We start from the raw sequence: 13,061 nt of genomic DNA on the forward strand, positions 1-13,061 counted from the left end.
TGACGGACGCGCTGTCATCCCCGATCCCCTGGCAGCGTAGCGACGAACGACGTCACTCTGTGATGGGTTCGCTACGGAAAGAGAAACCCCCGCATGGTCACCCCCAGAAAGCAGGCTGACATGAAGCGCGCCATCGCCCGGCTCCCGAAGCCGGTTACGGCATGAACGTGAGCAGCGAACACACCGACCGGGCCGCAATCTCCGCGATGCGGCTGCTGCCGTGGACGGGCGAGGGCGGGAAGCCCTGTTACGTCGTCGGGGACGGCATCGGCTATGTCTCGCGGAAAGCCGACGAAGTCGAAAGTATCCAGCTCGACATGGCGGACGAACTGCTCGGCCACGCCGTCGACCTGCTGGCCGACGACGGGTCCACCGGGCAACAGGTCCGCTTTCTGGCGGGCCGGCTGACCGAGTCGCTGCAACAGATCGTGCGCGTCGCGGAGAGCCGCGGCTCGCGGCTGGACGCGCTCCTGCCGGACCGGCCCGAACCGAGCGAGGAGGAGGGCAAACCGGACGAAAACTCTCCGTGAGTGGCCGCTCCCGGGCCCACCGGCCGGGCGCGTTGCCCCCACGGGCCACCACACCGTGTCCCGTACAGCCCTTACCCGCGACCGCCGCACCGGGTAGGCAGGAAGAACACAGCCCTGCCGAACGAGTCCTACGAGCGGAAGTCCATGCGCGCGCACGAGCCGAAAGAGAACGAGAAGGAGCCGCAGCGCCCCGCCAGGGGCGCCGCCGAGCGGCCGGGGGAGGCGGCGGCCCCGGGCGGCCGGGCGCCCGACACGCTTCTCGCTCTCCAGCGCACCACCGGTAACGCCGCCGTCCTCCGGATGCTCCAGCGCGACCGCCACCGGCACGGCCCCGACTGCGGTCACGGGCAGCCCGCCGCGGAGCCGGTCCAGCGCTCCACCGTGCACGAGGTGCTGCGCGCGCCGGGCAGACCGCTGGACGCACCGCTGCGCGAGGAGATGGAGTCCCGGCTCGGCTCCGACTTCTCCGACGTCCGGTTGCACACCGACTCGGCGGCCCGCGCCTCCGCGGCCGAGGTGGGGGCCCGTGCCTACACCTCCGGCAACCACGTCGTCATCGGTGACGGCGGCGGCGACAAGCACACGCTCGCCCATGAGCTGACGCACGTCATCCAGCAGCGTCAGGGCCCGGTGGCCGGTACGGACAACGGGTCCGGGCTGAGCGTCTCCGACCCCGGCGACCGCTTCGAGCGCGAGGCCGAGGCCAACGCGGTCCGGGTGATGAGGCGGACACCCGAGCAGAGCCCCGAGGGTGACCGGAGCGAGCAGGGCGCCCGGCACACGGCACACGGTGCCGGTGCGACGGCCGTCCAGCGCTTCTCCGAGGGGCACACCGACGAGCTGGGGAACGTACGGCTCTCGGCGAACGGCCTCTACCTCATGGTGCTCACGCCGGGAGAGGACACCACCGTCATCTGGGTCCTGGAGGGCGCCCCGGCGCCCCGGTACTGCAAGCCGACCGGGGAGAGCGGTCCCATCGGGGGCCGTACGTACGTGGAGTACGAGCCGACGACGTCCTTCCTCGCGGACTGCGCCCACACGGCCGAGGAGATCATGCACCAGCAGCGGCTGGCCCTCGGGCAGGACGCCAGCGCATTCGCCCTGGGCGGTGCCCAGTTCGGCCTGGGCGACCAGGAGAACGTGGCGGGCGCCCAGGCCTACGCGGCGGCCCGCCCCGGCGGCCCGTACGCGAACGGCGAGGAGCGGCCGGTCCCCGGCCAGGCGTTCGCCATCGTGGAGACCGCGTGGCAGGGCGACCACGAGCGGCCCGCCAACGCCAGCGGGTGGCCCTACCACGTGGCGGCCGTGGTCGCGGTGGACGGCGACGACCGCATCACCGTGGAACAGGCCGCGGACGGCAACGACGCGAAGGCCCGTCAGGGCCACGAGGGCATCATCGACATGTATACGGCGGGAACGGACCCGACCAACGGGCACGCGCTGCCGAACAGTTTCCACGGGCGGAACACCGGCGGCCCGGTGCGGCACTTCTCCGCCGGCGCGATCACCGTCATCCTCCAGCCGATCAACGTGGGCGGCCTCAGGAGTGAGACCGGCCGCCGGAAGCTCATGTGACGAAGGCGACCCGCCTGGCCCCGCTTCGACGGTAGTAGTACGCCGCCGTCACCACCGCCAGCAGCGGCCCCCAGGCCAGCAGCGGCAGATAGCAGGCGGTCATCACCCAGTAGTGGACGCCTTCGGGAGAACCGGCGGCACCCATGTTGTCCGCGTCGTTCCAGTTGAACGCGCCGGAGATCGTGATGAGAGTGACGAGCGCCGCGCCGGTCGATGCGGGGATCACCGCCGCCAGGACAGGGATCCGCCGACCGCCCAGAAGCGGTACCCAGTAAGGGATTTCCTCGCCCCATCGCTGGATCAGGCCCAGGGTGAGCAGGCCGATCGCCTCGGTCAGCAGGGTGACGCCGATGAGGTAGAAGGATGTGATGCCGGGAAAGTTCCCGGGGCTCAGGTCTTCCTCGGTGAATCCGGAGTCCCAGCCCAGGGCGACGGCGACGCGCCACAGCCCGGACGGCACCAGGGTCAGTGCGGCGGCGTGTGCCGCAAGGCGGATGGAACGGGGGACTCGGGGCGCGGACGTGACGGGTATCCCGGTGGCCGGGGTGCCGGACACGGCGGGCCGCCGCCCCGGTCTGCTCGCGGTGTCGGGCATGGCGAACTCCGTTGCTCTGAAGGGTGCTTGTGTTGCCGTGGTCGGGCGAACGGCTCAAGCCTCGCCTTCCGCCGCCCTCGATCCCATCCGCCGATCGGCACAGAGCCGCGCGAAGTCCGCACCGAGGAAAGGCCGTTCTGTGCTGTTCGGCAGAGAGCCCGGCCCGTTCCGTCCCCGTACGCTGATCGGTATGGGGGAATCAACCGGCCCGGCCGTCATGCTCGGCGCCCTGCCGTCGCTCGCCGCGGCGGGCTCACTGGTGTGGGCCGTCGCCTGCCGCCGCACCGCGGTCCGTCAGCGGCTCGGCCGCCTCGCCCTCCCGGCCGCGGTGTGCGCGGCCCTCTCCCTGATCACCAGCTTCGGCCTGCCGCGACCGGCTGCCGGCTGGAAGCTGGCGGAGGCCGCCCTCCTGCTGGTACTCGTGGCCGCGGTCACCCGCTGGTCGCGGGTGTCCCACCTCGCGTGGGCCCTCCCACCGGCCGCCCTCGCGGTGACCCTCTGGCCCTTGCCGCTGGTCACCGGTGAGTCCTTTCTGGAATCCATCGGGATCGCTACCTCCTGGCTTCTTCCCGTGGCCGCCGCGGTGGCGGCGGGCGCCTACCCCCGCCGCCAGGAACTGCGCCGTCGGCGCGCGGTGGCCGAGGCCCGCAGCGCACAGCGCCTTCAACTCTCCCGGGACCTCCACGACTTCGTCGCCCACGACATCAGCGGGATCGTCGTCCAGGCCCAGGCGGCCCGCTTCGTCGCCGCCACCGACCCCTCCCACGCGGTGCTCGCCCTGGAACGTATCGAAAAGGCGGGCCTGAACGCCCTGGCCTCGATGGACCGGACGGTGCGGATGCTGCACGGTCCGGAGACGGCCGCCATCGAACCGCTCCCCGACGTGTCCCAACTTCCCCTCCTGATAAAGGACTTCACCGCCGCAGGGGCCACCGAGGCGCATCTCGACCTGCCCGGTCCGGTCGCGGAGCGGCTCTCGCGCGAGGCGGGCTCGGTCGCGTACCGCATCGTCGTCGAGGGCCTGACCAACATCCGCCGGCACGCCCCCGACGCACCCCGCGCCACGGTCGCCTTCACACCCACGGCCACCACGGTGGAGATCCGCATCACCAACGACAGCGGCACCGACCCCGCTGCCCGTCCCGCAGCCCGCTCCTCGGGTCGCCTCGCCCCGGCCCGCCGCGCCTCCCGGGGCGGCCTCGGCCTCCCCGCGCTCACCGAGCACGCCCAAGCTCTCGGCGGATCCCTCTCGGCGGGGCCCCACGGCGACGGCGGCTGGCAGCTCACCGCCGTCCTGCCGGCCGCCCCGCTCATGGACGGGGACCCCATGACGACGGAGAAGACTCTATGACGAGGGAGCACGCCCCATGACGACGGAGAGGACCCTATGACGACACCCCTCGGCCCGACCCGCATCCTGATCGCGGACGACCAGGAGGACGTCCGCAGCGGGTTCCGGCTCATCCTCGGCTCGCAGCCCGACATGACCGTGGTCGGCGAGGCGGCCGACGGCCTCACAGCCGTCGACCTCGCCCGCACCCTGCGGCCCGACCTGGTCCTCGCCGATATCCGGATGCCGGGCCTGGACGGTCTCGAAGTGACCCGGCGCCTCGCGGGCCCCGGCGTACGCGACCCGATGCGCGTCCTCGTCGTCACGACCTTCGACCACGACGACTACGTACGCACGGCCCTGCGCGACGGCGCCTGCGGTTTCCTGCTCAAGCGCTCGGGCCCCGGGCTGCTGCTGGAAGGGGTCAGGGCGGCGATGGCGGGGGACATGCTCATCAGCCCCCAGATCACGGTCCGGCTGCTCCGGGACCTGGCCCCCGCCGCCCGCGGCCCGGTGGCGCCCCCGGATCCGTCGCCTCTCACCGCCCGGGAACAGGAGATCGCCCGGCTGGTCGCCGAGGGCCTCACCAACGCCGAGATCGGCGAGAAGCTCTTCATCACGGCGGGCACGGCCAAGACTCACATCGCCAACGTCCAGGCCAAGCTGAAGGTCCGCAACCGGGTGGGCATCGCCGCCTGGTCCTGGGAGAACGGACTGGCCGACCCGGCCCCACAGGAGTAGTGCGCCAGGGATTCCCCCAGGTGGGAATCCCGCCCCCGAACCGCACTGTCAGCGCCACCCGGTAGCGTCGGGTCATGTCCAACATGGCCGTCCTCGAAGGGGTCCTGGAGCGGATCACCTACGCCAACGAGGAGAACGGGTACACGGTCGCCCGCGTCGACACCGGGCGCGGCGGCGGCGACCTTCTCACCGTGGTCGGTGCGCTGCTCGGCGCGCAGGTCGGTGAGTCGCTGCGGATGGAGGGCCGTTGGGGCTCGCACTCCCAGTACGGCAAGCAGTTCACCGTGGAGAACTACACCACCGTGCTGCCCGCCACCATCCAGGGCATCCGCCGCTATCTGGGCTCCGGGCTGATCAAGGGCATCGGGCCCGTCATGGCCGACCGGATCACCACTCATTTCGGCGTCGACACCCTCGACATCATCGAGAACGAACCGAAGCGGCTCGTCGAGGTCCCCGGCCTCGGCCCCAAACGCACGAAGATGATCGCGGCGGCCTGGGAGGAACAGAAGGCGATCAAGGAGGTCATGGTCTTCCTCCAGGGCGTCGGCGTCTCCACCTCCATCGCCGTCCGCATCTACAAGAAGTACGAGGACGCCTCGATCTCCGTCGTGAAGAACCAGCCCTACCGGCTGGCCGCCGACGTCTGGGGCATCGGCTTCCTCACCGCCGACAGGATCGCCCAGGCCGTCGGCATCCCGCACGACAGCCCCGAGCGGGTCAAGGCCGGGCTCCAGTACGCCCTGTCCCAGTCCTCCGACCAGGGGCACTGCTACCTCCCGGAGGAACGGCTCATCGCGGACGGCGTCAAGCTGCTCCAGGTCGACACCGGGCTGGTCATCGAGTGCCTGGCCGAACTGGCCGCCGACCCGGAGGGCGTCGTACGGGAGAGGGTGCCGTCGCCCGAGGGCGGCGAGCCGATCACGGCCGTCTACCTCGTCCCCTTCCACCGGGCCGAGCTCTCCCTCGCCGGGCAGGTCAGACGGCTGCTGAACACCGGCGAGGACCGGATGCCGGCCTTCCAGGACGTGGACTGGGGCAAGGCCCTGGCCTGGCTCGCCACGCGTACGGGGGCCTCGCTCGCGCCCGAACAGGAGGAGGCCGTACGGCTCGCGCTCAGCCGGAAGGTGGCCGTCCTGACCGGCGGCCCCGGCTGCGGGAAGTCGTTCACCGTCCGGTCGATCGTCGAGCTGGCCCGGGCGAAGAAGGCCAAGGTGGTGCTCGCCGCCCCCACCGGGCGCGCCGCCAAACGCCTCTCCGAGCTGACCGGGGCCGAGGCCTCCACCGTGCACCGGCTGCTGGAGCTCAAGCCGGGCGGGGACGCGGCGTACGACCGGGACCGTCCGCTCGACGCCGATCTGGTCGTCGTCGACGAGGCCTCCATGCTCGATCTGCTGCTCGCCAACAAGCTCGTGAAGGCGGTGGCACCCGGTGCCCACCTCCTCCTGGTGGGCGATGTGGACCAGCTGCCCTCGGTCGGCGCGGGGGAGGTGCTGAGCGATCTCCTCGCGGAGGGCGGCCCCGTCCCCGCCGTACGGCTCACCCGGATCTTCCGCCAGGCCCAGCAGTCCGGCGTGGTCACCAACGCGCACCGCATCAACGCCGGACAGCCCCCGCTCACCGAGGGGCTGAGCGACTTCTTCCTCTTCGTGGAGGACGAGACGGAGGACGCGGGCAGACTCGCCGTCGATGTCGCGGCCCGCCGCATTCCGGCCAAGTTCGGCCTCAATGCCCGCCGTGACGTGCAGGTCCTCGCCCCGATGCACCGGGGCCCGGCCGGCGCGGGCCATCTGAACGGGCTGCTCCAGCAGGCCATCACCCCGGGCCGCCCCGACCTCCCCGAGAAGCGGTTCGGCGGCCGCGTCTTCCGCGTCGGCGACAAGGTCACCCAGATCCGCAACAACTACGACAAGGGCGAGAACGGCGTCTTCAACGGCACCGTCGGCGTCGTCACCGCCCTCGACCTGGACGAACAGAAGCTCACCGTCCGCACCGACGAGGACGAGGAGATCGGCTACGACTTCGACGAGCTGGACGAGCTGGCCCACGCGTACGCCATGACGATTCACCGCTCCCAGGGCAGCGAGTACCCGGCCGTCGTCATCCCCGTCACCACCAGTGCCTGGATGATGCTCCAGCGCAACCTGCTCTACACCGCCGTGACCCGCGCGAAGAAGCTCGTCGTGCTGGTCGGGTCCCGTAAGGCGATCGGCCAGGCGGTCCGCACTGTTTCCGCAGGCAGACGCTGTACGGCACTGGATTTCCGGCTCCGGGGCGGCTCCGGCGAAGACTTCTCGTGACCCCTGCACAAAAATGATCGATCAAATCGGTGGGAAACATCACGGAGGTCTTCCGGAACCGGCGTCAAGGGGGCAGGATGAGTAAGTTGGCGGCACTCAGTGCCGCCAGTAGGTCCAATGGACGACCCCGAGTGCACTCTCCTGAGCCGAATGGGGGAGGGTGGAAGACAGTCAGGGCACCTCGAAGAAGAGGCACTACGTCGGTGAGGGATGACGTGAGCGAGCACACCAACAACGCTGTAGTACTGCGGTACGGCGATGACGAGTACACCTACCCGGTGATCGACAGCACCGTCGGCGACAAGGGCTTCGACATCGGGAAGCTCCGGGCCAATACCGGCCTGGTGACGCTGGACAGCGGGTACGGCAACACCGCCGCCTATAAATCCGCCATCACGTACCTCGACGGTGAGCAGGGCATTCTGCGCTACCGCGGATACCCGATCGAGCAGCTCGCCGAGCGCTCGTCGTTCCTCGAGGTCGCGTACACGCTGATCAACGGCGACCTCCCCAAGGTCGACGAGCTGGCGGCGTTCAAGAACGAGATCACCCAGCACACGCTGCTGCACGAGGACGTCAAGCGGTTCTTCGACGGCTTCCCGCGCGACGCCCACCCGATGGCCATGCTGTCCTCGGTCGTCAGCGCCCTGTCCACGTTCTACCAGGACAGCCACAACCCGTTCGACGAGAAGCAGCGCCACCTCTCGACGATCCGCCTGCTGGCGAAGCTCCCGACGATCGCGGCGTACGCCTACAAGAAGTCGATCGGCCACCCCTTCGTCTACCCGCGCAACGACCTCGGGTATGTCGAGAACTTCCTGCGCATGACCTTCTCGGTCCCCGCCCAGGAGTACGAGCTGGACCCGGTCGTCGTCTCGGCGCTGGACAAGCTGCTCATCCTGCACGCGGACCACGAGCAGAACTGTTCGACCTCCACCGTGCGTCTGGTCGGCTCCTCGCAGGCGAACATGTTCGCCTCGATCTCCGCCGGCATCTCGGCGCTGTGGGGCCCCCTGCACGGTGGCGCCAACCAGTCGGTGCTGGAGATGCTGGAAGGCATCCAGGCCAACGGCGGCGACGTCGACTCCTTCATCCGCAAGGTGAAGAACAAGGAGGACGGCGTCCGCCTGATGGGCTTCGGCCACCGGGTGTACAAGTCCTTCGACCCGCGTGCCAAGATCATCAAGGCCGCCGCCCACGACGTGCTGTCCGCGCTCGGCAAGTCCGACGAGCTGCTCGACATCGCGCTCAAGCTGGAGGAGCACGCGCTCTCCGACGAGTACTTCGTCTCGCGCAACCTCTACCCCAACGTGGACTTCTACACCGGTCTGATCTACCGGGCCATGGGCTTCCCGACCGAGATGTTCACCGTGCTCTTCGCGCTCGGCCGGCTGCCCGGCTGGATCGCCCAGTGGCACGAGATGATCAAGGAGCCGGGTTCCCGCATCGGCCGCCCGCGCCAGATCTACACCGGCGAGGTCCTGCGCGACTTCGTCCCGGTCGAGGGCCGCTGACCCGGATCTCGGCCCGGACCTCGTGTCCGCCCCGTAGTGCCCGGCCTCTTCGGCCGACTGCCTTCGCCCCGCGTACCGCGCTTCGCACAGAGCGCGGTGTCCGGGGCGATTCGGCGTTTCCGGGGGCGTGTGCGGGTGCCAGGGGCCCGGGGCCGGAAAGGGAGAAGCGCCCCGCCGTCGATCCCCCCACGGGTCGACGGTCGGGGCGCTTCCCATATCCCGGAGCGGATTCCCCCCACGGGATCCGGCCGGGCGTCTGCAAGGAGCCGTAGCTCCTGTTGTTCTGTTGTGCCGCGATCTGCCGGGGTACGTACGCACGGGAGGGCCGCTCAAAGCTCCCCGGTGCACGTGCCCCGGCCAACGCATGCCATCAGGAGCGTCCCCCAAGACACTCCGTCGGACGTCCCCCAAGACATCCCTTGGCAATCGCACTCTAAGACTCTCGAACCCACCGGATGGTTACCCTGAAATCGGTGTGATCTAAATCTCTTTGTGGAAGTTACGTGAAGGCACGCAACCGGAGGCTGTTCGTGACGACGAACACGGACGAAAACGCCATGGCGGCTCCCGCGATCATAGGGTTGAGCAGGCCACTTGCAGCCAGGGGCAAGGCCGCAACGTTGTACCCGAAGGCCCAGAAGAGGTTGCCCCTGATGGTGGCCAGCGTACGCCTGGAAAGGCGGATTGCGTCAGCTGTCACCTTGAGATCTCCACGAACCAGTGTGAGGTCGCTCGCCTCGATCGCCGCATCCGTCCCAGTGCCCATCGCCAGCCCCAGGGATGCCGTGGCCAGCGCGGCGGCGTCGTTGACCCCGTCGCCGACCATGGCGACGACCCGGCCCTCGGCCTGAAGCCGCTCGATGACCTCCACCTTGTCCTCGGGGAGCACCTCCGCGTGGACCTGGTCGATGCCCACCTCGCGCGCCACGGCCTCCGCCACGGCCCGGTTGTCGCCGGTCAGCAGGATGGGCTCCAGCCCGAGGGCGCGCAGCTCGGCCACGGCGGCCGCGCTGCTGTCCTTGACCGCGTCCGCCACCCCGAACACGCCCCGGGCCTCCCCGTCCCAGGCCACGACGACCGCCGTACGTCCGTGGGCCTCGTCCTCCTCCAGGGCCTGCGACAGGGCGGGAGGCAGAGGGACGCCCGCATCGGCGACGAGCCGGGGCCGGCCGACGAGGACGGCGTGGCCCTCGACGGTGCCCTGGACGCCGAGGCCGGGGATGTTGGCGAAGTCCTCGGGGGTGGGGAGGGGGCCGGTGGTCTCGGTCGCGGCGGTGGCGATGGCCTGGGCGATGGGGTGTTCGGAGGCGTTCTCCAGGGCTCCGGCGAGCCGAAGGGCTTCGGTTTCGGTGGTTCCGTGGGCGGTGTGGGTGGTCTGGAGGGTCATGCGGCCGGTGGTGACGGTGCCGGTCTTGTCGAGGACGATGGTGTCGATGCGGCGGGTGGTCTCCAGGACCTCGGGTCCTTTGATGAGGATGCCGAGTTGGGCGCCGCGTCCGGTGCCGACCATGAGGGCGGTGGGGGTGGCGAGGCCGAGGGCGCAGGGGCAGGCGATGATGAGGACGGCGACGGCTGCGGTGAAGGCGGCGGTGGGTCCGGCGCCGTTGCCGAGCCAGTAGCCGAGGGTGCCCAGGGCGAGTGCGATGACGATGGGGACGAAGACGGCGGAGATGCGGTCGGCGAGGCGTTGTGCGGAGGCTTTGCCGTTCTGGGCGTCCTCGACGAGTTTGGCCATGCGGGCGAGTTGGGTGTCGTTGCCGACGCGGGTGGCTTCGACGACGAGGCGTCCTCCGGCGTTGAGGGTGGCGCCGGTGACGGAGTCGCCGGTGGTGACCTCCACGGGCACGGACTCACCGGTGAGCATCGAGGCGTCCACGGCGGACGAGCCCTCGATCACGGTTCCGTCCGTCGCGATCTTCTCCCCGGGACGCACGACGAAGCGGTCGCCGACGACGAGCGTGCTCGCCGGTACGCGTACCTCCTGGCCTCCTCGCAGTACGGCGACGTCCTTCGCGCCTAGGTGCATCAGGGCCCGCAGCGCCGCGCCGGACTTCCGCTTCGCACGGGCTTCCAGGTAGCGGCCCAGCAGGATGAACGTGATGACTCCGGCCGCCACCTCCAGGTAGATCGTCGAGGTGGCGTCGGCGCGCGAGATGGTGAAGTCGAAGCCGTGGCGCATCCCGGGCATGCCCGCGTCGCCGAGGAACAGGGCCCACAGCGACCATCCGAACGCGGCGAGCGTGCCGAGGGAGACCAGCGTGTCCATTGTCGCCGCGCCGTGCTTGGCGTTGGTCCAGGCGGCACGGTGGAAGGGCAGGCCGCCCCAGACGACGACGGGTGCGGCCAGCGTCAGGGAGAGCCACTGCCAGGAGTCGAACTGGAGCGCCGGGATCATGGCGAGCAGGACGACGGGGGTGGCGAGCACGGCGGAGACGACGAGGCGCTGCCGGAGCGCGACGAGGGAGGCTTCCTGCTCGGCTTCCAGGTCCTGGGCGGCGGAGTCGGGGGTGGGTTCCGGGGAGGGCGCCGGGGTGAGGTCCGCGGTGGGGCCCGGCGTCAGCTCCGGCGCGGGATCCGGCGTGGACTCCGGCTTGAGTTCCGGCGTGGCGTCCGGGGCGGCCTCCTCCCGGGCGGCCTCAGGGGCGGGGCCGGCGGGCGTTGCCGAGGTCGAGGGCTTTGCGGCGGGCGGCAGGTCAGGGGTGGGGCCGGCGGGCGTTGCCGAGGCCGAGGGCGTTGCCGCGGACGGCAGGTCAGGGGTGGGGCCGGCGGGCGTCGCCGGAGTCCGGGTCGGAGGCGCGGACGTGGCGGGAGCAGGTCCCGCCGGCGCCGCCCTCCGTACCGGCTGGGCGACGGGGCGGGCCGTGTAGCCGGTCTTCTCGACCGTGGCGACGAGATCCCCCAGCTTCAGCCCCTCCCCGAAGGTGACGCGAGCCTTCTCGGTCGCGTAGTTCACCGTGGCGGTGACGCCCTCCATCCGGTTGAGCTTCTTCTCGACGCGGGCGGCGCACGAGGCGCACGTCATCCCGCCGATCATGAGCTCGGCCTCGGAGGCGTCGGCGGCCGGGAAGTCGGCTGCTGCTGTGCTGGCCATGTCCGGAACTCCTGGAAAACGCAGATCGGGCCGTACCCCACCAGTATCGACTGGTGCGGCCGGCCCGACGGCGGACGGGTGGTGCGGCGAGGGCCGGCGCTCAGGCGGCCGGGCCGAGAAGTTCGTAACCGGCCTCGTCCACGGCGGCACGGACGGCGTCCTCGGTCAGCGGGGCCTTGGACGTGACGGTGACCAGACCGGTGGAGGCGACGGCGGCGACCGAGGTGACGCCCGCGATCCCGGAGATCTCCTCCGACACGGCCCCCTCGCAGTGGCCGCAGGTCATGCCCTTGACCTGGTACACGGCGGTGACCGAGTCGGCCTGCTGGATCTGCACGTCGGCCGCGCCGTCGTGGCAGGAGCCGGTGGGCGAGCAGCAGGAACCGGTGGACGGCGTGGTCTCTGTCTCGGCGGTCATGACGTTCTCCTCTTCGCGAACACGTTTCGGGCGGTACGGCGGGGTGCGTGGGACCCGAGAGGCCCCCGTGGTGTCCTCGCCTCACCCATACTATACCCCTAGGGGGTATCAATGTGTTCCGTCGGCGCCGGGCACCCCGCATCGTCGCCGACCAGGGGGGCCAGGTAGCGGAACATCACCGTCTTCAGCTCCTGGATGTAGGCCGCGCGCTCCTCGCCCTCGTTGGCCATGATCAGGTCCAGCCCGGCCTTGAAGACCATGAAGACCATTTCGGCGATGTGATGGACCTGGGTGGCGGGCATGTCGGGAAGGTAGTCGGCGAGCACCGATTCGACCCGCGTCAGCATCGTGGCGTGCAGCGTGTCGTGCGCCTCGGTGATCCGGCCGGGGATCTCCGAGCCGTGCATCAGGACGGAGAACGCCGGGTTCTCGCAGTTGAAGGCGATGAGCGGGTCGAGGATGGCGTCCAGCATGCGGTCGAGCGGCAGCTCCGTATGGCTCTGGTCGAAAGCGGCGCCGTAGGTGTCCCGCCAGCGGTCCAGCAGCCGGTCGCCGAGCTCGACGGCGATGGCCTCCTTGTTCGGGAAGAACTGGTAGAGCGTGCCGGGCGACACCCCCGCCTCGCGGGCGATGGCGTTGGTGCTGGACGCCGTGTAGCCGCTGGTGCAGAAGACGCTCGCGGCGGCCCGGAGCAACTGGGCGATCCGGGCCTCGCCGCGGGCCTGGCGGCGGCGCGGGCGGGCGGCGCCCGGTGCCCCGTCGGTGGTGGCCCCGGCGGCGGCCTCGGTGGCCGCTTCGACGGCGGCCTCGGCGGCGGTCTTGTTCGATTTGGCCTCCGGCACGGTCAATCCCCAGCTCTCATGACGCGATTGACAAACGCGAGTGGTCGCTCGCATTCTAGAGAAACGCGAGCGACTACTCGTGTTTGCCGCGATAAACGGCAACGACCGACCCATGCTGCCCTGCG

General features: G+C 70.5%; 10 protein-coding genes. 6 read left to right on the forward strand and 4 right to left on the reverse strand.

Annotation, left to right across the window (positions count from 1 at the left end; genetic code table 11):
* Positions 1–161 precede the first annotated feature (161 nt).
* Both A3Q37_RS29200 and A3Q37_RS29205 read left to right on the forward strand, forming a co-directional pair.
* The gene (locus tag A3Q37_RS29200) at positions 162–530 is read left to right on the forward strand and encodes a hypothetical protein (protein WP_065488998.1); all 369 of its coding nucleotides are present in this window, start codon (positions 162–164) and stop codon (positions 528–530) included.
* Between the two features lie 144 nt (positions 531–674).
* Positions 675–2,105 (forward strand): DUF4157 domain-containing protein, encoded by a 1,431-nt coding sequence (locus tag A3Q37_RS29205; protein WP_065488999.1) that lies wholly within the window; start codon positions 675–677, stop codon positions 2,103–2,105.
* Here A3Q37_RS29205 and A3Q37_RS29210 read toward each other — a convergent pair.
* Positions 2,098–2,700 carry a hypothetical protein gene (locus A3Q37_RS29210; RefSeq protein ID WP_065489003.1) on the reverse strand — a complete coding sequence of 201 codons (603 nt, stop codon included), beginning with the start codon at positions 2,698–2,700 and terminating at the stop codon, positions 2,098–2,100. The genes A3Q37_RS29205 and A3Q37_RS29210 overlap by 8 nt on opposite strands.
* A 217-nt stretch (positions 2,701–2,917) precedes the next feature.
* Here A3Q37_RS29210 and A3Q37_RS29215 point away from each other — a divergent pair, with 217 nt between their 5' ends.
* The 4 genes from A3Q37_RS29215 (at position 2,918) to A3Q37_RS29230 (ending at position 8,585) form a co-directional block, all read left to right on the forward strand.
* On the forward strand, positions 2,918–4,051 hold the full coding sequence (locus tag A3Q37_RS29215) for a histidine kinase (protein ID WP_065489084.1): 1,134 nt from the start codon (positions 2,918–2,920) through the stop codon (positions 4,049–4,051).
* Between the two features lie 36 nt (positions 4,052–4,087).
* Positions 4,088–4,771, forward strand: coding sequence for a response regulator transcription factor (locus A3Q37_RS29220; protein ID WP_065489004.1), 684 nt, complete (start codon positions 4,088–4,090; stop codon positions 4,769–4,771).
* Positions 4,772–4,845: 74 nt separating this feature from the next.
* Complete coding sequence (locus tag A3Q37_RS29225; RefSeq protein WP_065489006.1) at positions 4,846–7,071, forward strand: ATP-dependent RecD-like DNA helicase; 2,226 nt, start codon at positions 4,846–4,848, stop codon at positions 7,069–7,071.
* A gap of 215 nt (positions 7,072–7,286) precedes the next feature.
* Positions 7,287–8,585, forward strand: a complete 1,299-nt coding sequence (locus tag A3Q37_RS29230; protein ID WP_006124608.1) for a citrate synthase — start codon at positions 7,287–7,289, stop codon at positions 8,583–8,585.
* A gap of 499 nt (positions 8,586–9,084) precedes the next feature.
* Here A3Q37_RS29230 and A3Q37_RS29235 read toward each other — a convergent pair whose 3' ends face one another.
* The 3 genes from A3Q37_RS29235 to A3Q37_RS29245 form a co-directional block, all read right to left on the reverse strand.
* Complete coding sequence (locus tag A3Q37_RS29235) at positions 9,085–11,676, reverse strand: cation-translocating P-type ATPase (protein WP_065489008.1); 2,592 nt, start codon at positions 11,674–11,676, stop codon at positions 9,085–9,087.
* 100 nt (positions 11,677–11,776) lie between these two features.
* On the reverse strand, positions 11,777–12,094 hold the full coding sequence (locus A3Q37_RS29240) for a heavy-metal-associated domain-containing protein (protein ID WP_065489010.1): 318 nt from the start codon (positions 12,092–12,094) through the stop codon (positions 11,777–11,779).
* Between the two features lie 98 nt (positions 12,095–12,192).
* Positions 12,193–12,936, reverse strand: coding sequence for a TetR/AcrR family transcriptional regulator (locus tag A3Q37_RS29245; protein ID WP_065489088.1), 744 nt, complete (start codon positions 12,934–12,936; stop codon positions 12,193–12,195).
* Between the last annotated feature and the right edge of the window lie 125 nt (positions 12,937–13,061).

Source organism: Streptomyces sp. PTY087I2 (genome assembly GCF_001687325.1).
Classification (GTDB): domain Bacteria; phylum Actinomycetota; class Actinomycetes; order Streptomycetales; family Streptomycetaceae; genus Streptomyces.